Annotated in this window: 20 protein-coding genes; 5 read left to right on the top strand and 15 right to left on the bottom strand. The window is 62.4% G+C overall.

Annotated features, from left to right (window positions below; genetic code table 11):
* Window positions 1-5: 5 nt before the first annotated feature.
* The 6 genes from L6D82_RS18215 to L6D82_RS18190 form a co-directional block, all read right to left on the bottom strand.
* Window positions 6-1,493 carry an amidohydrolase family protein gene (locus tag L6D82_RS18215; RefSeq protein ID WP_236190765.1) on the bottom strand — a complete coding sequence of 496 codons (1,488 nt, stop codon included), beginning with the start codon at window positions 1,491-1,493 and terminating at the stop codon, window positions 6-8.
* Window positions 1,490-2,686 carry an amidohydrolase family protein gene (locus L6D82_RS18210; RefSeq protein WP_236190763.1) on the bottom strand — a complete coding sequence of 399 codons (1,197 nt, stop codon included), beginning with the start codon at window positions 2,684-2,686 and terminating at the stop codon, window positions 1,490-1,492. The genes L6D82_RS18215 and L6D82_RS18210 overlap by 4 nt, the downstream gene beginning before the upstream one ends.
* 274 nt (window positions 2,687-2,960) lie before the next feature.
* Complete coding sequence (locus L6D82_RS18205) at window positions 2,961-4,013, bottom strand: extracellular solute-binding protein (protein WP_236190754.1); 1,053 nt, start codon at window positions 4,011-4,013, stop codon at window positions 2,961-2,963.
* 18 nt (window positions 4,014-4,031) lie between these two features.
* Complete coding sequence (locus L6D82_RS18200) at window positions 4,032-4,820, bottom strand: ABC transporter permease (RefSeq protein WP_064597101.1); 789 nt, start codon at window positions 4,818-4,820, stop codon at window positions 4,032-4,034.
* Window positions 4,817-5,734 carry an ABC transporter permease gene (locus L6D82_RS18195; protein WP_007959454.1) on the bottom strand — a complete coding sequence of 306 codons (918 nt, stop codon included), beginning with the start codon at window positions 5,732-5,734 and terminating at the stop codon, window positions 4,817-4,819. Before L6D82_RS18195 ends, L6D82_RS18200 begins: the two co-directional genes overlap by 4 nt.
* A gap of 1 nt (window position 5,735) precedes the next feature.
* Window positions 5,736-6,821: an ABC transporter ATP-binding protein gene (locus L6D82_RS18190; protein ID WP_085603189.1), complete on the bottom strand. Its 1,086-nt coding sequence runs from the start codon at window positions 6,819-6,821 to the stop codon at window positions 5,736-5,738.
* A 140-nt stretch (window positions 6,822-6,961) separates the two neighbouring features.
* Between L6D82_RS18190 and L6D82_RS18185 the strand changes: the two genes are divergently transcribed.
* The 3 genes from L6D82_RS18185 (at window position 6,962) to L6D82_RS18175 (ending at window position 12,558) form a co-directional block, all read left to right on the top strand.
* The gene (locus L6D82_RS18185) at window positions 6,962-7,651 is read left to right on the top strand and encodes a GntR family transcriptional regulator (RefSeq protein WP_236190752.1); all 690 of its coding nucleotides are present in this window, start codon (window positions 6,962-6,964) and stop codon (window positions 7,649-7,651) included.
* 132 nt (window positions 7,652-7,783) lie between these two features.
* A complete protein-coding gene (locus tag L6D82_RS18180; RefSeq protein WP_236190751.1) occupies window positions 7,784-9,895 on the top strand; it encodes a hybrid sensor histidine kinase/response regulator in 2,112 nt (703 codons plus the stop codon).
* A gap of 29 nt (window positions 9,896-9,924) precedes the next feature.
* The gene (locus L6D82_RS18175; protein WP_236190748.1) at window positions 9,925-12,558 is read left to right on the top strand and encodes an excinuclease ABC subunit UvrA; all 2,634 of its coding nucleotides are present in this window, start codon (window positions 9,925-9,927) and stop codon (window positions 12,556-12,558) included.
* 51 nt (window positions 12,559-12,609) lie between these two features.
* On the opposite strand, the gene L6D82_RS18170 is transcribed toward L6D82_RS18175, so the two are convergent.
* The 7 genes from L6D82_RS18170 to L6D82_RS18140 form a co-directional block, all read right to left on the bottom strand.
* Window positions 12,610-14,553, bottom strand: coding sequence for a response regulator (locus L6D82_RS18170; RefSeq protein ID WP_236190746.1), 1,944 nt, complete (start codon window positions 14,551-14,553; stop codon window positions 12,610-12,612).
* On the bottom strand, window positions 14,543-15,418 hold the full coding sequence (locus L6D82_RS18165) for a sensor histidine kinase (RefSeq protein WP_085745470.1): 876 nt from the start codon (window positions 15,416-15,418) through the stop codon (window positions 14,543-14,545). The genes L6D82_RS18170 and L6D82_RS18165 overlap by 11 nt, the downstream gene beginning before the upstream one ends.
* Window positions 15,411-16,421 (bottom strand): ATP-binding protein, encoded by a 1,011-nt coding sequence (locus L6D82_RS18160; protein ID WP_236190850.1) that lies wholly within the window; start codon window positions 16,419-16,421, stop codon window positions 15,411-15,413. The genes L6D82_RS18165 and L6D82_RS18160 overlap by 8 nt, the downstream gene beginning before the upstream one ends.
* A complete protein-coding gene (locus tag L6D82_RS18155; protein WP_011334519.1) occupies window positions 16,418-16,822 on the bottom strand; it encodes an anti-sigma regulatory factor in 405 nt (134 codons plus the stop codon). Before L6D82_RS18155 ends, L6D82_RS18160 begins: the two co-directional genes overlap by 4 nt.
* The gene (locus tag L6D82_RS18150) at window positions 16,819-17,181 is read right to left on the bottom strand and encodes an STAS domain-containing protein (RefSeq protein WP_011334518.1); all 363 of its coding nucleotides are present in this window, start codon (window positions 17,179-17,181) and stop codon (window positions 16,819-16,821) included. Before L6D82_RS18150 ends, L6D82_RS18155 begins: the two co-directional genes overlap by 4 nt.
* Window positions 17,182-17,184: 3 nt before the next feature.
* Window positions 17,185-18,036, bottom strand: a complete 852-nt coding sequence (locus L6D82_RS18145; RefSeq protein ID WP_102687605.1) for an STAS domain-containing protein — start codon at window positions 18,034-18,036, stop codon at window positions 17,185-17,187.
* A 240-nt stretch (window positions 18,037-18,276) separates the two neighbouring features.
* Entirely contained in the window at window positions 18,277-18,798 is a 522-nt protein-coding gene (locus tag L6D82_RS18140) for a DUF4142 domain-containing protein (protein WP_085695913.1), read from the bottom strand.
* A 205-nt stretch (window positions 18,799-19,003) separates the two neighbouring features.
* Between L6D82_RS18140 and L6D82_RS18135 the strand changes: the two genes are divergently transcribed.
* The gene (locus L6D82_RS18135; RefSeq protein ID WP_007959466.1) at window positions 19,004-19,246 is read left to right on the top strand and encodes an HP1242/YdcH family protein; all 243 of its coding nucleotides are present in this window, start codon (window positions 19,004-19,006) and stop codon (window positions 19,244-19,246) included.
* Between the two features lie 109 nt (window positions 19,247-19,355).
* Window positions 19,356-19,526, top strand: coding sequence for a hypothetical protein (locus tag L6D82_RS18130; protein ID WP_236190737.1), 171 nt, complete (start codon window positions 19,356-19,358; stop codon window positions 19,524-19,526).
* Between the two features lie 15 nt (window positions 19,527-19,541).
* On the opposite strand, the gene L6D82_RS18125 is transcribed toward L6D82_RS18130, so the two are convergent.
* Window positions 19,542-20,618 (bottom strand): SMP-30/gluconolactonase/LRE family protein, encoded by a 1,077-nt coding sequence (locus tag L6D82_RS18125; protein WP_236190735.1) that lies wholly within the window; start codon window positions 20,616-20,618, stop codon window positions 19,542-19,544.
* A complete protein-coding gene (locus tag L6D82_RS18120) occupies window positions 20,615-21,760 on the bottom strand; it encodes an SRPBCC family protein (RefSeq protein WP_102687608.1) in 1,146 nt (381 codons plus the stop codon). Before L6D82_RS18120 ends, L6D82_RS18125 begins: the two co-directional genes overlap by 4 nt.
* Window positions 21,761-21,777 lie beyond the last annotated feature (17 nt).

Here is a 21,777-nt window from a genome sequence, read left to right as displayed (position 1 = left end):
GTTCTCTAAAGAAGTGGATCGATGGCGCTCAACGGCGCTTCGGCGCTGTAGTCGTCGGCGAATGGAATGGCCGGCTGGAACAGGGTTTTCCAGTCCGGTCGGCCAAAGGCCCGGTCGCTATGGCTGCGCATCAGTTTTTCGTATTGGCGCTGGGCCTGGCGCTGCAGAGTGGGGTAGTCGACCCCGTTGACCTGACCGTCGTGCATCACGCAGCGACCGTCGATGAAACTGGCGATGCAGTCGTCGCCGCGCCCGGCCAGCAGCAGGTTTTTCAGTGGATCGAACAGCGGGCCCAGGTGCAGACCGCGCAGGTTGAAAACGGTGATATCCGCTTTGGCGCCGGGGGCCAGGCGACCGAGGTCATCACGGCCCAATGCCTTGGCGCCGCCGAGGGTCGCGGCGTTGTATAGATCGAGGCTGCTGGTCAGTGCCGAGCCGCCCTCCATCAAGCGGGCGATGTTCAGACCGTGGCGCATGTTGGCCAGCAAGTCCGCCGGCCAGGTGTCGGTGCCGAGGGCGAAGTTGATGCCCTTGGCACGATAGCGGCCGAACGAATTCAGTGCTTCGCCATCGCGGGCGAACACCAGTGGGCAGTGCACCAGACTGGCGCCGCCGTCGATGACCCGTTGCAGATCGTCATCGCCCGAGGTGTAGATGCCGTGGGGCAACAGGCTGCGCGGGTTGAGCAGGTCCAGCTGCTGCAACCAGCCCAGCGGCGTAGTGCCGCGCAACTGTTCGACCATCGCCACCTCACCCAGCGCCTGACAGCAGTGCAAACGCATCGGCGCGTTCAGCTCGCGACTCAATGCGGACGTGCGCTTAAGCAGCGCCGGGGTGCAGGTCTGGATGCGATCCGGCAGCAGCGCACCGCGAATCAGCCCGGCATGCGCACCATCGAAATCCTTGAAAAACCGTTCGGCCGCATCCAGACCCGCCAGGCCCCGAGCCTCATCCCAGTGGTGGGCGAGGGTGCCGTCGGCGCGCCAGTAACTCATGCCGCTCATGTAGCAGGGGCCGAGGTACGTGCGCAGGCCCAGCTCGCCCGCCACATCGGCCACAGCCGCGAACTCGTCGTAGGTCTCCGCCCATTCGCGGTAGTACATCGAGGTGATCGGCATCGCCGTGGTGATGCCGTTGCGGATCAACTGGGTGAAGGCGTAGCGGTACTTGAAGACTTCTTCTTCGGGGCTGAACGACTCACGCGGGCCGGCCGCCAGATACTCCGCCGACCACATCCGGCCCATCGCGCGCTCGTCGCCGTTGTCCAGGGTCAGTACCGTGGAGTCGAGATCGCCGAGGGCATCCAGGTCGATGAAACCGGGGCCGATCAGCGCATTGCCGTAGTCGATCCACTGATCCACCGGCCCTTGGTATCCGCGCCCGACAAATTCGATACGCGATCCGCTGAATACCACTTCACCGTCACGCCACAGCACATGCTGCGTGCCGTCGAAGCCGACCACGCAACCGGCCTTCAGGCCGATCCGTTTCACAGACGGCTGCCCAGCAGACGACCGCCGCTGGCGATCAGTTCGCCGCCGCGATAGACCTGGCGCACAGGGCGCGAAACCACGGCTTCACCGAGGGTTTCGACCGGCATCAGCAGAAAATCCGCAGGCTTGCCGATGGCGAAGCCGTAATCCTCGATCCCCAATGCGCGCGCACCGTTCACCGTCGCGGCGTCGAACGCCGCCGCCAGTTCTTCGTCCTTGCCCAGGTCGAAACGGAATGCCAGCAGCATCGCCCGTTCCAGCATGTCGCCATTGCCCATCGGCGACCACGCATCACGAATGCCGTCGGAGCCCAGGCACACGTTGACACCGGCTTCACGCAACGCCAGAAACGGTGGAACCGCGCAATCGGCCGGCGCCGAACTCATCAACGAAATGCCCAGCGCGGCTAGGCGTTCGGCGACCGGTTTGACCTGACTCCACGGCAACATGCCGAGGCAATAGGCGTGGCTGATCATCACCCGGTTCTGCAGGTTGAAACGCTCGGTGTAATCGGCGATCCGGGCGATCTGCCACAGGCCCAGTTCTCCTTTGTCGTGCAGGTGAATGTCGACGCCACGCTGGAATTCGCTTGCCAGTTTGAACACGAAATCCAGCTGCGCGATCGGGTCGTTGTCGATGCCGCACGGGTCGAGCCCGCCGACGTTTTCCACGCCCAGGGCCATGGCTTCGCGCATCAGTTCGGCGGTGCCGGGGCGGCTGATCAGGCCGGTTTGCGGGAACACCACCAGTTGCAGGTCGATCAGGTCGTTGTAGGTTTCGCGCAGTTGTTGCATGGCCTCGACGTGGCGCAGGCCGAATTCCGGGTCGATGTCGACGTGGCAACGCATGGTCAGCGAACCCCGGGCGATGCAGTTTTCCAGCAGCGCGCCGGCGCGTTCGGCGATCGGCGCTTTGACTTCACGCAGGACGCGGCGCTCGTTGCTGATGTAGTCCTTGAGCGTCGGGCCGGCGCTGTTCGGGCGCCAGGGTTGGCCGTACAGGGTCTTGTCGAGGTGGACGTGGCTTTCCACCAGCGGCGCGGTCAGGAGCTGGTTCTGGCCGTCGATGTCGGTGGCGGCCAGCGGGGTGCTGGAGGCCGGGCGGCGTTGGGTGAACTTGCCGTTTTCGATCAGCAGGTCTTCGGCGGGGGCGCCGTAGGGGCGGATGTTTCTGAGCCAGCGGGGGTGGGACATGGGAACCTCGGTGTTCTTTGAAATTTTTTCCCTCACCCTAGCCCTCCCGAAACGTCGGACCGCCCGGAGGGAGAGGGGACCGAATGGGGGATATTGAAGAGCTACGCCGACCTGAATGAACGGCTCTGAATCCATAATCGACCAGGTCTTTCAGGTCGGCGTATCTCTCGAGACAATGCGGTCAGTCCCCTCTCCCTCCGGGAGAGGGCTAGGGTGAGGGGGCTTTCAAGTCGATCTGGGAGTCGCGCGCTCAGATAAAACCAGCGATCCACGATCAACCCTTAAGCTTCGACCAGATCCGGTCCTGCAGCTCCCGCGCCTTGTTGCTGCATTCCTTCTCCGGCCGCAGCCGCGAGGCGTATTCCTCGGGCATGTTGATCGCGTCCATGACCTTCCATTTCGCATCCAGCAACTGATCGCTCTGAATCCCGTTGGCATAGGCAATCGCGTTGGACACGGCCGCCGCGTTCTCCGGTTTCATCATCCAGTCGATAAAGATCTTGGCGTTGCCCGGATGCGGCGCGCTTTTCGGTACGGCGAAGTTGTCCTGGAACATTGCCAGGCCTTCTTTCGGGTACACGTATTTGATGGTGCTCTTCTGCAACGTGGCGCGGGCCGTCGAGCCGTTCCAGTTCTGCATCATGATCACTTCGCCCGAGGCCATGCGATCCACGGTGTTGTCGGAGCTGTACATCTTCAAAAACGGTTTCTGCTTTTGCAGCAGTTCGAGTATGCGTTTGGCGTCCTGCGGGTTTTCCGTGCATTCGTCGACGTTCAGGTAATGGCTGGCGGCGTTGATCACGCTGCTGGAAGTGTCGAGGGCGGCGAGCTGGCCTTGCAGTTCCTTGCGCGGTTCGAAGAATTCTTTCCACGAATCATCGAGCTTGCCGCCCGGCACCCGGGCGCTGTCATAGGAAAACCCGGTGGTGCCCCACAGATACGGCGCCGAAAACTTGCGGCCCGGGTCGAAGCTCGGGTCGCGGAACGGGCCTTTGACGTACTGGAAGTTGTTCAGGCTCGGGGCGTCGATTTCCAGCAGCAGATCCTGCTTGATCAGCGTCTGCATGATCGACTGCGACGGCACGATCACGTCATACGCCGCGCCGCCGGCCTGCAACTTGGCGAGCAGGGTTTCGTTGCTGTCGTAGCCGTCCATGGTGACCTTGATCCCGGTTTCCTTTTCGAACTTGGCCAGCAGGTCCACCGGGTAGTAATCGGTCCAGTTGTAGAAGAACAATTGCTTGGGCTCGGCGGCGTGGGCGCTGAACGCGGTGAAACAACTCAGGACCAGACCGGAAATAGCCAAACGCATGCTTTTGGTTTTCATGAACAGAGCGCTCCAGGTTTATTGTTGTTTGCCGCGTTGGCCAAGCCAGAAGGCCAGCACCACGAGCACGATGGAAATCACCAGCATCAGCGTCGAGATCGCGTTGATCTCGGGCGTCACGCCGGCCTTGATCGCCGAGAAGATGTACACCGGCAACGTGGTCGAGCCGGGCCCGGCGACGAAGAAGGTCATGATGAAATCGTCGAGGCTGACCACGAACGCCAGCACCGAACCGGACAACACCGCCGGCCACAGCAGCGGCAAGGTCACGCGGCGGAACACCTGCCACGGGTTGGCGTACAGATCGTTGGCGGCCTCCAGCAGGCTCTTGTCCAGATCGTTGAGCCGTGCGCGGATCGGCAGGTAGGCGAACGGAATGCAGAAGCCGATGTGCGCGACGATCACCGTCATCAGCCCGAGCTTGATCCCCAGCGCCATGAACAGCAGCAGGGTAGCCACGGCGGTGACGATCTCCGGCAGGATCAGCGGCAGGTTGATCCCGCCCTCGACCATTTTCTGTCCGTAGAACGGCCGGTAAGTCGCCAGCGCCGCCAGCAGTGCAATCGCCGTGGCGCACACGGTGGCGATGGTGGCAACGATGATTGAGTTCAGCGCCGCGGTCTGGATCGACGGGTTGGCCAGGATCCGCCCGTACCAGGCGAACGAGAACTCGGTCCACACCGTCGCCGAGCGGTTGGCGTTGAAGCTGTAGGCGATCAACACCAGGATCGGAACGTACAGGTAGGCGAGAATCAGCAGGCTGATTTCCCGGGTCGCCGGGAGTTTTTTCAGGTGCAGAGAGATCATGCTTTCGCTCCCCGGTTCAGGGTTTTCGCCGCGCTGCGGCTGTAGAGGGCGTAGAGCACCAGCGACAACAGCAGAATCCCCAGCAACAGGAACGACAGCGAACTGCCCAGCGGCCAGTTGCGCGCGGTGCCGAATTGCTGCTGGATCAGGTTGCCGATCATCAGGGTCTTGCCGCCGCCAAGGATCGCCGGGGTGATGAAGGCGCCGAGGCTCGGCACGAACACCAGCAACGCGCCGGCAATCACCCCGGGCATTGACAGCGGCAGGATGATCCGGCGCAGCGCATGCCAGCGGTTGGCGCCCAGGTCATAGGCGGCTTCCACCAGACGCCAGTCGAGTTTTTCCAGGGTCGAGTAGATCGGCAGGATCATGAACGGCAGAAAGCTGTAGACCAGACCGACGCTGACCGCGAAGTCGTTGTAGAGCAGGGTGATGCCACCGGCGCTCGGAAACAGCGCGTTGAGGCTCTGGGCGACCCAGCCCTGTTCGCGCAGGATGATCAGCCACGCGTAGTTGCGGATCAGCAGGTTGGTCCAGAATGGAATGGTGATGAGCAACACCATCAGATTGCGTCGGCGCGGAGTCAGGCTCGACATCCACAGCGCCACCGGAAATCCGAACAGAAAGCACAGCACCGTGGTGCCACCGGCCTGGAACACCGAGCGCAACAGCGCCTGGGCGTAGACCCAGTTCAGCTCCAGTTCGCCGTCGAAACCTTCCTGGAAAAACAGCTGCACGTAACTCTGCAGTTGCCATTGGGCCTGCCAGTCAACGCCGCCGTAGGTGTTGCGCGGCAGCAGGCTGATGTAACCCATGATCCCCAGCGGAATGGCGATCAGGGCGAGCAGGGTCAACACCACCGGGCTGAGCAACAGCGCGCGGTTGAGGGAGGGGGAAGTGCTGCTGACGCTCATCTCAGGCCTCCATCAACAGGCAGGCCTGGGGCGGCAAATGCACTGCCACGCGCTCGCCGACTGCACGACCACGGTTCAGGCCTTCGTTGTTTTCCCGCAGCATGACTTTGATGTCGTTGTTCAAGCGGCACTGGTACAGCGTCGCGGTGCCGACATACAGAACCGCCTCGATCACACCGCGAAGATGATGCGGTTGATCCGCCGCGACCAGTTGCGAACGCTCGGGGCGGAACGCCAGTTGCACGCTGCTGCCGCTGACGCCTTGGGGCGGACAAGGGATTTCCACCGGCATGCCGTTCGGCACGAAAATGTTTTCGTTGTGTTCCCCGCGCTTGAGCTGGCCGGGGAGGAAATTGATGTCGCCGATGAACTGGGCGACGAAGCGGTGCTGCGGTCGTTCATAGATGTCGGTCGGGGTGCCGATCTGCAGGATCTTGCCGGCGGACATCACCGCGATCCGGTCGGACAGGGTCAGGGCTTCTTCCTGATCGTGGGTGACGAAGATGAAGGTGATGCCGGCTTCCTGCTGCACGCGCTTGAGTTCGACCTGCATTTCCTTGCGCAGCTTCAGATCCAGCGCCGACAGCGGCTCGTCGAGCAACAGCACTTTCGGCTTAGGCGCCAGGGCCCGGGCCAGAGCGACGCGCTGTTGTTGGCCGCCGGATAATTCCGCCGGTTTGCGCCCGGCCAAGTGCTCCATCTGCACCAGCGCGAGCATTTCGTCGACCCGTCCCGGAATCGTCTTGCGATCAAGACCCTGCATCTCGAGGCCGAAGGCGATATTCTGCGCGACACTCATGTGCGGAAACAGCGCGTAACTCTGGAACACCGTGTTGACCCGACGCTTGAACGGCGGCAGGTGATTGACCGTTTCGCCCGCCAGACGGATCTCGCCGTCGCTGACGTGTTCGAAACCGGCGATGGTGCGCAGCAGGGTGGTCTTGCCGCAGCCCGAGGGGCCGAGGAGAGTGAAGAATTCGTTGTCGGCGATGTTCACCGAGACGTTATCGAGGGCCGGCGCCAGGCCTGGATCATCAGAATACCGCTTGGATACGTTACGCACTTCAATGGCTATTGGTTGACCCATAATGGTGCAATCCTCTAATTATTGTATGCAATATCTGAATGCAATTTAGAAATACCCGGATTAATCTGCTTGCGCAACCCCCCATTTCCCTGACTGAGTCGTTCGTCGGGCAGCGTTGCCAGCATTGAAGGAGTTGTTGAATGACCGAGAAAAAAACGGAAACCACGGTCGACCGCGTCTACCAAGGGGTTTACGAGGCGATCAGCAAGCGTTCGCTGCGTCCGGGGATGAAGCTGGGCGAGGCGTCGCTGGCGGAATTGTTCAATGTCAGCCGCACGTCGGTTCGGGCGGCGCTCAAGCAATTGGAGGCCGACGGACTGGTCACCACCGAGCCCAATAAAGGTGCGTCGGTGTCGCTCCCCAGCGATGAAGAGATCCGTTCGCTGTTCGAAACCCGCCGCCTGATCGAGATCGGCATCGTCACCGAACTGTGCCGGCGCAAGGACTCTGCGGTGATGCAGGACCTGCGCGATCACTTGCTGCTGGAAGACGAGGCCCACGAAGCCGGCGATCACGAGCGGCTGATTCACCTGCTCGGCGAGTTCCACATCAAACTGGCCCGCAGTCTGAACAACCCGGTGTTGCTCGACTGGTTCCAGAAGCTGATTTCCCGCGCCTCGCTGTACGCCGCCGCGCTGGATGACGACAGCCACGAGGCCTGTCGCGACGACGAACACTTGCGGCTGATCGAGTACATCGAGGCCGGCAATCAGAACGCCGCGATCGAGCTGACCTGCATGCACCTGGACGGCATCCAGAAGGCGATCCTCGACGTCGCTGCGAAGATGAAGAGCGGCTACCATCCGCTCAAGCACCTGATCGAGGTCTGAGCATCGAGCCCAGGTGAAATCGGCTATACCTCTAATGAAACCATCGCTGCCCGGCGCGCTCGAAACAGACGGGCGCGGCGTTTGAACGCGCAGCGATAGAACCGGACCCACCACAAGGCGTTGAAGCAGCCAATGCAGTTTTTATCCGATAGCCATGGGTGTGACGGCTGGCAAGGCGAGATGGCCGGGCGGATCCGTGCGTTCGACTGGAGCGGCACGGATCTGGGCCCCCTCGAAACCTGGCCGGCCAGCCTGTGCAGCACGGTCCAGCTGATGCTGGCTTCGCCGCTGCCGATGGTCATGCTCTGGGGCCATGCCGGTTACATGATCTACAACGATGCCTATTCCCGTTTTGCCGGTGGCCGGCATCCGTATCTGCTGGGGGTGCCGGTAGAACTGGGCTGGCCGGAGGTCGCTGACTTCAATCGCCATGTGGTCGACACCTGTCTGGCCGGCGGCACCCTGGAATATCGCAATAAGGTCCTGGTGTTGCTGCGCGATGGCGTACCCGAGGATGTCTGGCTCGATTTGTATTACAGCCCGGTGGCCAACGATGCCGGTGTGCCTTCGGGCGTCATGGCGATGGTGGTGGAAACCACTGAACTGGTGCTGTCCGAACGCTTGCGTCAGGCTGCCGAAGATGCCTACCGCGCCGACAACGAACGGGTGCGCCTGGCGCTCAATGCCGGGGCACTGCTTGGCTCGTTTGTCTGGGACGTCAGAAACAATGTGCTGTCGGCCGATGAGCGATTTGCCCGCACATTTTCCTTTCCGCCGGATCAGGACCTGACCAACCTGCCGCAGCACGTTACCGAGGCGCACATTCATCCCGACGACCGCAGTTGGGTGCAGGAATGCGTCGAGAATGCGGTGCGCACCGGCGAGCCGTACAACGCCGAATACCGCGTGATACGCGCTGATGGCAGTTTCCTCTGGGTGCTGGCCAGCGGTTGCTGCGAGTTCGACGAGCAGGGACAGCCGTTCCGTTTTCCCGGCGTGCTGATCGACATCCACGAGCGCAAGATCGCCGAAGAGTCCCTGCTCAAATTCACCCGCAATCTCGAACAACGGGTGGCTGATGAAGTCGGCGCGCGTCTCTCCGCCGAAGAGCAACTGCGCCAGTCGCAGAAACTCGAATCCATCGGCGGCCTCACCGGCGGCGTGGCTCACGACTTCAACAACCTGCTGCAAGTGATCGCCGGCAACCTGCACCTGCTGGCGCGACATGAACCGAACAACGCCAACGTCCAGCGCCGGGTCAGCGCCTCGCTTGCAGCGGTGGAACGTGGCGCCAAGCTGTCCTCGCAACTGCTCGCGTTTGCCCGTCGCCAGCCGCTGTCGCCGGCGGTGTGCAATCCCCGGCAGATCTTCGAAGGCGTCGGCGAGTTGCTGCAACGAGCCCTGGGCGAAACCATTCAGATCGACGTGCAGCTGCCGGAAGATCCGTGGCACATCAACGTCGACCGCAATCAACTGGAAAACGCGATTCTCAATCTGGCGATCAATGCCCGGGATGCCATGAAGGGCGAGGGCACGATTGTGCTCGGTGCCTCGAATCTCTCACTGGATCGGGCGTTCTGCTCGGGCAAGGGCATCGTGCCGGGGGATTTCGTCCGGGTTTCGGTCAGTGACAGCGGCGTCGGCATTGCCCCGCACATACTGGAGCAGGTGTTCGAACCGTTCTTCACCACCAAGGCCGACGGCCAGGGCACGGGCCTCGGCTTGAGCATGGTGTTCGGCTTCGTCAAACAGAGCGGCGGGCATGTCGAGATCGACAGCCAGGTGGGCCAGGGCACGCGAGTGCAGTTGTATTTCCCGCGCAGCCTGCGCCCCGTGCTCGATGACTCGCCGAGCGTCAATCATCAGCAAGCGGGTGGTCACGAGACGATCCTGGTGGTCGAGGACAACGAAGCGGTGCGCACCTCGGCCGTCGAGTTGCTGCGCGAAGAGGGCTACCGTGTGCTGATTGCCGGCAACGGCGATGCGGCCATGCAGATGTTGATGGAAGGCGCTCGGGTCGACCTGATCTTCACCGACGTGGTCATGCCCGGTCTTATCAAGAGCTCCGATCTGGCGGCGTGGGCCAAGGTGCAAATGCCTCCGGTGGCCGTGCTGTTCACCTCGGGGCACACCCGCGACATCATCTCGCGCAACCACCAGCTCAGCCCCGACACCCATTTGCTCGGCAAGCCCTATGGCCCCGAAGCACTGCTGCAGATGATCCGTTCCGTGCTCAGCACCTGAGCTCCAAATCCCCTGACCAAGGCTGGCCGATGACTTCCAGACGCAATTCCAGTTCTGCCGCCGGCATGGTTCGCGTGCGCGGTGCCCGTGAACACAATCTGAAGAACGTGGACGTCGACATTCCTCGCGATGCACTGGTGGTGTTCACCGGGGTGTCGGGTTCGGGCAAGTCGTCGCTGGCGTTTTCGACGCTGTATGCCGAAGCCCAGCGGCGCTATTTCGAATCGGTGGCGCCCTATGCGCGGCGGCTGATCGATCAGGTCGGAGTGCCGGACGTCGATTCCATTGAGGGCCTGCCACCGGCCGTGGCCCTGCAGCAACAACGCGGTACGCCGAGCACGCGTTCGTCGGTGGGCAGCGTGACCACACTGTCGAGCCTGATCCGCATGCTGTACTCGCGCGCCGGCAGCTATCCGCCGGGGCAGCCGATGCTCTACGCCGAGGACTTCTCACCGAATACGCCGCAAGGCGCCTGCCCGCAGTGCCATGGACTGGGCCGGGTGTACGAAGTCACCGAAGCGCTGATGGTGCCCGATCCGAATCTGACCATCCGCCAGCGTGCTGTGGCGTCCTGGCCGCTGGCCTGGCAGGGGCAGAACCTGCGCGACATCCTCGTGACCATGGGTATCGATGTCGATATCCCGTGGCGCAAGCTGCCGAAAAAGCAGCGTGACTGGATCCTCTTCACCGAGGAAACACCGACCGTTCCGGTGTACGCCGGGCTGACGCCGGAAGAGACCCGCGTCGCCCTCAAGCGCAACATGGAGCCGAGTTATCAAGGCACCTTCACTGGCGCCCGGCGCTACATCCTGCACACCTTCGCCCATTCGCAAAGTGCGCTGATGAAGAAGCGCGTGTCGCAATTCATGCTCGGCAGCCTGTGCCCGTTGTGCGATGGCAAGCGCCTCAAGCGCGAGGCGCTGTCGGTGACGTTTGCCGGGCATGACATCGGCGAGTTGTCGCGCATGCCGCTGCTGCAAGTCGCCGAAGTCTTGAAACCGGTGGCGGACCCGAGCTGGCTGGAACACGCCGATGAAACCGGCGAAACCCTGTCCCACAGCCAGACCCGCGAAGCCCGGCAGCAGCGCGTGGCCCATGGCGCCAGCGGCCACGCCAACGCGCCGGACGTGCGCCATACGCCGAACCTCTCACTGGAAAAACGCCTGGCCGCGCAGCGCATTGCCGAGGACTTGCTGGAGCGGGTCAGCACCCTGACCGATCTCGGGCTCGGATATCTGGCGCTGGAGCGCAGCACGCCGACCCTCTCGTCCGGCGAGTTGCAGCGACTGCGGCTGGCTACCCAACTGGGCTCGCAATTGTTCGGTGTGATCTACGTGCTCGACGAACCTTCCGCCGGCCTGCACCCGGCCGACGGCGAGGCCCTGTTCGAAGCGTTGCAGCGTCTGAAGGCCGACGGCAACAGCGTGTTTGTGGTCGAGCACGATCTGGACACCATGCGCCGCGCCGACTGGTTGATCGACGTCGGCCCGGCGGCCGGTGAAAAGGGCGGGCAGATTCTCTACAGCGGCCCGCCGCCGGGGCTGGCCGCGATCGAGGACTCGCAGACCCGCGCCTATCTGTTCGCCGAACAGCAACGTTCGACCCGCACTGCGCGCAAACCATCGGGCTGGCTGAAGCTCGACGGCGTCACCCGCAACAACCTGAATAACCTCAGCGCCGAATTTCCGCTTGGCTGTTTCACCTCGGTCACCGGCGTCTCCGGTTCCGGCAAGTCGAGCCTGGTCAGCCAGGCGCTGCTGGAACTGGTCGGCACGCAGCTCGGGCGCAGCGTCAGTGACGCCGAGCCGGAAGAGCTCAACCTGGAAGACGATACCCCGACTGCCAGCACCGGCCAGGTCAGCACCGGGCTGGAGTCGATCAAGCGTCTGGTGCAGGTTGATCAGAAACCCATCGGCCGCACCCCGCGTTCGAATCTGGCGACCTACACCGGGCTGTTCGACAACGTGCGCAAGTTGTTCGCCGCGACCGACGAGGCGAAAGCTGCGGGTTACGACGCCGGGCAGTTTTCCTTCAACGTCGCCAAGGGTCGCTGCCCGACCTGCGAAGGCGAGGGGTTTGTCAGTGTCGAGTTGTTGTTCATGCCCAGCGTTTATGCGCCGTGCCCGACCTGCCATGGCGCGCGTTACAACCCCGAGACCCTGGCCATCCTTTGGCAGGGCTTGAGCATCGCGCAGGTGCTGCAGCTGACGGTGGACGAAGCAGTGATGGTGTTTGCCGAGCAACCGGCGATCCGCCGTTCGCTGGAGGTGCTGCGTGATATCGGACTCGGTTATCTGCGCCTCGGGCAACCGGCTACCGAACTGTCCGGCGGCGAAGCCCAACGGATCAAGCTGGCCACCGAGCTGCAACGCAACCAGCGTGGCGCCACGTTGTATGTGCTGGATGAACCGACCACCGGGTTGCACCCGCGCGACGTTGACCGCTTGCTGGAGCAGCTGGATGCGCTGGTGACGGCGGGGCACACGGTGATCGTGGTCGAGCATGAAATGCGCGTGGTGGCGCAGAGTGACTGGGTGATCGACATCGGCCCGGGTGCGGGGGATCAGGGCGGCAAGATCGTCGTGGCCGGGACGCCGCAGAAAGTGGCGGCGAGCAAGAAGAGCCGGACTGCGCCGTTTCTTGCCCGTGCCTTGAACCGATAACTGAGTCGCCTGGGCGGGCCTCATCGCGGGCTTGCCCGCGATGGCGGTGTGTCAGGTGCCGTCGAGCGTGCGGCGTACCTTGTCCAGCAAATGACTGATCTGGAAGGGCTTGACCAGCATGTCCATGCCGGCCCCGAGGAACACCTGGCGGTTGATCGCGGTTTCCGCATAACCGGTCATGAACAGGATCGGCAGCGCTTCGCGCCAGCCCCGGGCAACGTCCGCCAGTTCACGGCCGGTCATGCGTGGCAGACCAACGTCAGTCAGCAGCAGGTCGATCGACGCGTCGTTCTGCAAGCGTTCCAGCGCCGTTTCGATATCACCGGCCTGGGTGCAGCGGTAACCGGCGTCTTCCAGCACTTCGGTGACGAACAGGCGTACCGCCGGCATGTCTTCGACGATCAACACATGTTCGCCCGAGCCTTGCGGATCAATGGTCACCGGGGCCACATCGACAGCGGTCGGATCGCTGGTGGCAGGCAGCATGATCGTCACTTCGGTGCCGCGTCGCGCGACGCTGCGGATGTGCGCATCGCCACCGGACTGACGGGCGAAACCGTAGATCGTCGACAGCCCCAGCCCGGTGCCCTGGCCCAGCGGCTTGGTGGTGAAGAACGGCTCGAACACCTTATCGATGACGCTGTGCTCGATGCCGGTACCGTCATCGCGCACCGATAGCGCCACGTAGGATCCATCGGCGAGGTTCGGGTCGCCGTGGGAATACGCCGCGTACGTGCTGACCCAGATATTGCCGCCCCGTGGCAATGCGTCCCGGGCATTGATCACCAGATTGAGCACTGCGCTTTCGAGCTGGATCGGATCGACCAGCGCGATGGCAGGTTTGGTGGTCATTTCGAGCTTGAGGGCGATGCGTTCGCCGATGGTGCGCACCAGCAAATCTTCCAGCGAACGCACGTGGTCGTTGATATCCACCGGGCGTGTGTCGAGCGGTTGCTGGCGGGCAAAAGCCAGCAGGCGATGGGTGAGCGAAGCCGCGTTCATCGCCGAACTCAGGGCCGCTTCGGCGTAGAACTGGACTTTGTCCGGGCGCGCATCGGCGACGCGTTTCTGGATCAGTTCGAGGCTGGTGATGATCCCGGTCAGCAAGTTGTTGAAGTCATGGGCGATGCCGCCGGTGAGTTTGCCCAGCGCATCCATTTTCTGCACTTGCAGCAGCTGCGACTCGGCGCGGACCCGGTCGGCGACTTCCTTGGCCAGTTGTGTGGTGGTGTCGTCCAGTCGCGCAAGGTGCGAGCGTTCACGATGGCGGTGTTCGGTGACGTCTTCGACGAACACCAGGCTGAGCTCTGGCGTGCGGTACGGTGATATCTGCCACTGGGTTTCGCGGATCTCGCCCTGCACACGCATGTTCAGTGTGCCTTTCCAGCGTTCGCCGTCCACCAGTCGCAAGCGTAGTTCGTCGAGAATCGCGCTCTGATCCTCGGCGAAGCATTCACTGAGGGTCTGCGGGTCGCGGTTGTCCTGGATCAGTTGCGAGAAGGCGTGGTTGCACTCGTGGACTTTCAGGTCGGCGTCGAGCACCGCGATGGGCGCGGAGATGTTGACGAAGATCTCCCGAAAGCGCGCCTCGCTTTCGCGCAAGGCATTCTCCGTGTCGCGCACCCGCAGCAGGGTGCGCAAAGTCGCCAGCAGCACATCGGGATCGACCGGGTGAATCAGATACGCATCGGCCCCGGCATCGAGGCCGGTGATGATGTCGCCGGTCTGGATCGACGCGGCCGACACGTGGATCACCGGAAGCAGCGCGGTGGCCGGGTCGGCGCGCAATTTACGGACGATATCAAACCCGCTCATGTCCGGCAGATTGACGTCGAGAATCAGCGCATCAAGCGACTGACTGGCAATCAGAGCCAGACCTTCACCGCCGGTGCCGGCCTCGAGCACTTCGTAACCGTGGCGCTCCAGGCGTCGGCGCAAGGCGTAGCGGGTGGCAACGTTGTCATCGACGATCAACAGACGGATGTCATGTTTCATCGACGTTCTCCTCAGCAATCGCCAACGGAATGATCACGAAAAAGCTTGAACCCACGCCCGGCGTACTTTCGACACCGACCTCGCCACCGAGCAATTCGGCGAAGCGCTTGCACAGCGACAAGCCCAGGCCGGTGCCGCGCAGGCGTTTTTGCAGCGGTGAGTCGACCTGAGAAAAGTCTTCGAACAAGGTGCCGTGCAACTCGGGGGCGATACCGATGCCGGTGTCGCTGACCGCAAATCGCACTTTGTCCTGACCTTCCAGGCGTGCCGAGACCCGGACTTCGCCACGGGTGGTGAATTTCAGCGAGTTGGAAATGAAGTTGCGCAGAATCTGCGCCAGCTTCTTGTCATCGGTGAAGAGGCGCGGCAAACCCACCGGTTCCTCGAAAATCAGGTCCACGGCCGTGGCGTCGACAATCGGCCGGAACATCCCCCGAAGTGCGGCGAACAGATCGAACATGTCGAACCACGCCGGAGAAATGCTGATGCGCCCGGCCTCGATCTTCGCCAGGTCGAGCAGGTCGTCGACCATATCGCTGAGTTCCCGGGCGGCGGTGCTGACGAAGGCCACCTGCTTGTGCTGCTCGGGGCTCAGCGGGCCGTCGAGTTCGTCGGCCAGCAGGCTGTTGATGCTCAGGATCGAGCCCAGCGGGGTGCGGAACTCGTGGCTCATGTACGATAGAAAGCGGCTTTTCAGGTCGGACGCCTGGCGCAGTTGTTCGGCCTGGGTGTCGAGTTCGGCATACAGCGCGAGTACGCCCTGATTGGTTTCGTCGAGTTCTTCGCGCAGTGCCGCCGATTCGCTCTGCAACTGGGCGATCAACGCGGCCTGTTCGGCGTTGCTCAGTGTCGGGGACTCAGCCATGGGCGGCCTCCAGGGCAACGACCAGCACCGTTACATCGTCGCGCCCGCGACAGAAGTCACGGTGCAGGACGGTGGCTATCACGGCAGGATGCCGATGCACCAGACCGGGGTAGTCTTGAAGGTTCCAACGGGACTGCAAGCCATCGCTGTACATGATCAATAGATGTCCGTTCACGTGAGCATAGTCAAAGGGCTGGGCTTTTCGGTATTGGCCGCCGACGATTCCGGGATGCGAGGCCAGTCCGCGCGACTTGTCGGAGGCGATCAGGCTGGCACCGATGTTACCGACACCGGTGAACGACAGACTGGCACGCCCGGCGTGAAACTGCGCGAATGCCACTGCGCCACCCCGGCTCCCGATCATCTCGCGGTGCATGTCTTCCATCAGCAGCGTTGGCGCACCGAACGGGCTCAGGGCAAAGGCTTTTTCCCCGGCACGGGCCGCACGCTCGGCGTCTTCACCATGGCCCAGACCGTCGACTATCAGAGCGCTGACATCGGCGCCATGCGTCGCCAGGTGCCAGACATCGCCGCAGGCCGGATCGTCGTGCAGCGAGTGTTGGCTGACACCATACGGCAGATCCGCCTGCCGGTCGCTGCGCGGGTACAGACGAGCCAGCAGCACTGCGCCGCGATGGTCGGCAAAAACATCGAAGACATCCGCCTGGCGTGCCACTGCACCGAGGCCGATGCCCTGAGTGCCACCGGTGGAAAAGCCGTCCGCCAGACACGCGTCCAGATCAAACCCCTGGGCACGGTCGACCGCAATCATTTCGATGCCGTCGTCACCCTGACGCGGTAACAGACGCAGGTGCAATTCGCCGTGCCCGGCATGTTTGAGCACATTGCTCGCCAGCTCCGTGGCCACCAGCGCGACGCGGCCGGCATCGCTTTCGCCAAAACCGTGTTGCTCGGCCAGACGCTGGGCCGTACGCCGGGCATGGCCGATCTGGCTGCTGTCCTCGATCACCAACACCTGGGTCAATGTCCCGCTGATGTTCATGTCCATCGGGTGATCGTTATGCGCGTGCCTTTGCCGGGCTCGGTGTCCAGTTCGAATTCGTCGACCAGCCGCTTGGCCCCGGTCAGGCCCAGGCCCAGACCGCTGCCGGAGGTCCAGCCGTCGGTCATTGCCAGTTTGATGTCGGGAATACCCGGGCCCTCATCGCGAAAGGTCAGGCGCAGACCGACCTTGTGGTTATCGTCGAGGATCTGCCAGTCCATGTCTCCGCCACCGCCATACACCATGGTGTTGCGCGCCAGTTCACTGACGGCGGTCACCAGTTTGGTCAGGTCGATCAGGCGCATGCCGCACTCGGTGGCCAGCTTGCGCGCCGTTTGCCGCGCCAGCACCACATCCTGCTCGATGTTGATCGGTTGGGTACCGCTGCTGCGCACGGTCATTGCTGGCGTACTCGTTCCTGCAGCAGTTTCATGCCGCGCTCGACGTTCAGCGCGGTGCTGACGCCCGGCAGGTACAGACCGAGCTCGACCAGGGTAATGGCGACCGCCGGCTGCATGCCGACGAGCATGGTTTCGGCATCCATGATTTTCGACAGGCCGGAAATGGTGCCGATCATCCGGCCGATGAACGAATCGACCATGTCCAGCGCCGAGATGTCGATCAACACCCCGCGCGCCGAGGTTTTGCTGATGCGCTCGGACAGATCGTCCTGCAGGGTGAGGGCGAGTTGGTCATGCATGTCGACCTGGATGGTCACCAGCAGGAAATCACCCATCTGAAGAATCGGGATACGTTCCATTGTTCAGACCGTCTTGGTGAGGGTGATGCCCAGACGGGTCAGGGCCAGCTTCAGTGCGTCGGCCAGATTGGCTTTGGTGACCACACCCTGCAGATCCAGGCCCAGATGGACGATGGTCTGGGCAATCTGCGGACGCACGCCGCTGATGATGCAATCGGCGCCCATCAGGCGGATCGCGGTCACGGTCTTGAGCAGGTGCTGGGCCACCAGCGTGTCGACGGTCGGCACGCCGGTGATGTCGATGATGGCGATTTCCGAACCGGTGTCGACGATGCGTTGCAGCAGCGATTCCATCACCACTTGGGTGCGTTGCGAATCGAGGGTGCCGATCATCGGCAGCGCGAGCACGCCATCCCACAGTTTGACCACCGGGGTCGACAGCTCCAGCAGTTCTTCCTGCTGGCGCTTGATCACTGCTTCACGGGACTTCTGGAAGGTGCGGATGGTGTACAGGCCGAAAGCATCGAACAGTTCGGAGATTTCCCAAAGCTGTTCGGCGAGCAGGGCGGGCTGGTCCTGATAATGGTTTTGCAGCAGGGCGAACAGCGGGCCCTTGAGCGAGAAAATGAAGCTGGCAGTCTGCTGCGAATCCTGACCGAGCTGGGCGCGGCTGTGGGAGAGTTTTTCGAGGAACTGGCGCATGCCTTCCCAGCCCGGCGCGGCGATGTTGGTGCCGCTGTCGTTTTCCAGGCCACTGACCACCAGTTGCAGGAATTCGCCGGTCTGTTGCTGTATGTCGTGTTCTTTGAGGTTGCGGGTAGCACCGCTGGCTTGCAGTCCGTTGATCCATTCGCCCAGCAGTTGTGACTGTTTGTTTTTCATCGCATCGAGTGTGCTGTTCTGCAGTGCTGCCATGTGCCTGTTGCTCCATTGCGAATTGGGGGCCGGTTCTTCGGAAAATGACCGGCGCGAAGTGAATGACCCTGGCCGTTCGAAATAGTTGTTCGTTCCCGCGAGGATATTTTTGATCTACCGCAAGGAACGCACCGGTAACTCTAGTCGGCGTGGCCGGGAATGCTGATCTTTTGCCTGCAACAAGGCCCCAACGCAAAGAGGCCGCGTCCAATGGAGGCGGCCTCTTGAGGTGTGTTGCGGTTACTTGCTTGGGTGCTTGGCCTGCAATTCCTTGGCGGCAGCCAAGTGTTTTTCCAGCCCCGGCAACATTTTCTGGGCAAAGGCTTTGAGTTCGGTGGCGCCTTTGACCTTGTCATCGGTCACGGTGTTGGCTTGTTTCTTGAACAGCTCGATGGTTTCTTCGTGGGCCTTCACCTGATTGTTGGCATAGGCGGCATCGAACGACTCATCGCGCATGTCGAGGATTTTTTCCTTGGCCTGTTTGACCAGGGTCGTGGTGTCCGGCACTTCAATGTCGTTGGCCTTGGCAATCGTCGCCAGTTCATCGTTGGCTTTGCCGTGGTCGGTGATCATCATGTTGGCGAAGGCCTTGATGTCGGCCGACTGGCTCTTCTCCAGCGCCAGGCGGCTGGTTTCGATTTCGGCGATGCCGCCGGCAGCGGCGTTGTCGACGAAGTCATTGTCGGTGGCGGCGAAAGCCGAGCCCATGCCGGTGCTCAACGCAACGGCCAGGAAAAGATGACGCAGTTTGAATCCGTCCATTGGTGTTTCTCCACGCAGGTTTTTGTGAGCGTTATTCAATGGAGGGAATTGGCCGACCAAAGGTTTTATCGCATTTGCGACAGGGCGACGAACGGGCACCGCTGGTCTGACAGGTGGTCGACAGAACCGGTCAACCGAGGCCATTCTGATACCTGGCCAGCGCAATCGGTCGCGTTGGCTACCGATCAACTGACGGAGGTGTTCCATGCCGGTGACCCATGATTTGTTACAGGACTTGAAACTGACAAAGGAAGAAATCCAGCAGCGACGCACCGCGGATCCACATCTGGATGCACTGATCAACAAGTATTCCCAGGCGGACGCCGAAGTCGTCAAGGCCGAGACGGCGACCTCGGATGCGCCGAGCGACGACACCCTGAAGAAACTCAAAGAGAAACGCCTGCAGGTCAAAGACAAGATCGTCGAGCAGTTGCAGGCTCGAACCTGACCGTCAGTCGCGCCACCGGTACTCGGTGGTGAAAAGACTGGAACGACAGCCCCGACCGGCACCTCGAATGTTCAGAGTCTTCACTTTGCGACTCTCAACGAGGTGCCTTATGAACGATCCAAAATTCCCCAGTGAAGAGCAGGGTGCATTCGACCCGGTTCCGACGCATCCAGAGCCGAACAGTCCGGCGCATACCGTTCGCCACCCCGAAGAAAAACGTAAGGTCGACGAGGTGCCGGAGGATGAAGATCCGGACAAGTTTGATCGGTCCAGCAACTGATCGTCTGCCATCGCCTCACTTCAAGGCTGCCTCCAACGGCAGCCGCGCCATGTGCGTCGCCTTCAACGAGCCGAAATACAACCACTCGCCATACTCGCGCACCGTGGTGATCGGCGAGTAATTGCCGGCGCTGGCATCCTGCAGATTGGCGATCACTTTGCCGTCCAGATCCAGGCCCAGCACGAACCCGCGCTTCTCCACCGGTTTGGGCAGTACAGTCATGGCCCGCACGATCATCTTGCGTACGAACGGGAGTTCAGCCGTGCGATCCAGCAGCGGATTGCGCGGTGTGTACAGCGCCACCCAGAAACGGTCCCGGCCGTTGAACGCGAGGTTGTCCGGTAGCCCCGGCAGGTTGTCGATGAACAGGTCATGGGTGCCGGCCTTGGGCCCGGTCAGCCAATAGCGGCTGATGCGGTAGGCGCCGGTTTCGTTGACCAGCACATAGGCGTCATCGGGGCCGAGCGTCACGCCGTTTGCGAATTCCAGTTTGTCGAGCAGCACGACAGTCTTGCCGGTCTGGAAGTCATAACGCAGCAGGCGTCCGTCGCCGCCATGCTCGATGATCGCTTCGCCATCGTGGCCGTAACCCCAGCGACTCGTGGCATCGCTGAAGTAGGCGTAATGCCCGGACTTGTCGATGGCCACGTCATCGGTAAACCCGAACGGCAGGCCATTGGCTTCGGTGGTCAGCGCCACCAGTTGCCCCTGTGCATCAAGGGACAGCAAACCCTTGACCCCGTCGGCGATCACCAGCAAACCGTTGGGATGCCGCGCCAGCCCCAGCGGCCGGCCGCCGGTATCCGCCAGCACTTTGCGCTGCTGGCCGTCGAGGCTGGTGCGCAGCAGGCGTCCGTCGTGCAGCCCGGTGATCAGAAAGTCGTTTTCCAGCAGCAGCGCTTCCGGGCCTTCGATGTCACTTGGGCCAACTTGTGCCGCGCCCTTGAGTCGCTGGTTGTCAGCGAATTGGCCTTCGGTCAGCGAGGGCGCAGGTTGCGGCGTCCAGGCCACGGGCTCGACCTTGGTCGGCATCAACAACAAAAAGGCCAGAACGCCGACAATCAGCAGCAACAGCAGATAACGCCATCTCACACGTGGGCTCCCGCGAGAGCGAGGTGCCGGGTCGCCATGTCACGCAGTGCCAGCATCGAAGCCGCCGATTCGCGCTCGATGCGACGCTTGAGCAGCAAGTGGTTGGCAATGCGCAGGCCAATGCCCTCGAACTGATAATCGAGGGTTCGTACAAACCGAGTGGCATCGTTGTGCGCCGAGCATTCATAGGTCAGCCGCAACGACAGACCCTGATCACTTTGGGCCCGGGCACACCAGCGCCGGCCCGGCAGGTATTCGGTGACCTCCCAGCGCAAATGCCCCTCACGCCCGCCAGCGTGAATGTCCTCGTCGAATCGCGCACCGGCATGTAGCGCACCGCTGGGGCCGTCGATCTTCAGTGAAGACGGATGCCACTCCGGCCAGCGACTGACGGTGGCGGCGTAGGCGAGGACGGCGATCGGATCGCCGGCAATGTCGACGGTGTGCTGCATGCGGGTCATGGGCGTTCTCGAATCGGTCAGAGGGGCGGTTTCCGGCTCCCAGTAGAGGGTGCCGAACAGGTAGTCCATCAGCGGAAAAACGATATTGAAATTGCGCTCCTGCATGCGCTCGCGACGGTGATGCAGCTCGTGCAGACGGCGCATCTGGCGGATCCACGGCAGGCGGGTCAGCGGGTTCTGCGGCGGCAGATGCTCGCAGGCGTGAAACACTTCATAGGTCAGGTAACCGAACACCATGCAGCCGCCGAACAGCCCGGCGACGTTGCTGTTGACCTGCGCAAACAGCCACCACAGAGGCAGGGTGATTGCCAGCGTGTGCAGCACGATCAGCCAGGCCGGGAACAGAATCACCCGCCAGTCGCGGGCGCCGTCGTAGGTCATGTGGCCGGGGGTGAAGAAGCTGTGATGATCGCCGGCATGCCGGGCATAGAACATCCGGGCGAAGCTCTTTTTGTGGTGGCCGAGGTGGCGGTGCACCATGTACACGCCGAAATTGAAGAACAGCAGAGTCAGCGGCACGGTCAGCCATTCCAGCGGTTGCACCTGGTGCACGCTGCTCCAGAACGCGCCGATGGCCAACACACCGAACAGCAGCACGAACGCGCCGTGCAGCCACGGGTTGTAGCGGGGATGGATCGCCGCACGGTAGCGGCTGCGAAAAGCCTCGGTGGTCTGCCTCACTGCGGTCACCTGCGGAT

The organism is Pseudomonas paraglycinae, from assembly GCF_021601625.1.
Lineage (GTDB): Bacteria > Pseudomonadota > Gammaproteobacteria > Pseudomonadales > Pseudomonadaceae > Aquipseudomonas > Aquipseudomonas paraglycinae.
The sequence above is the reverse complement of the archived record's forward strand: the minus strand, read 5'-3'. Positions and strand labels throughout refer to the sequence as shown.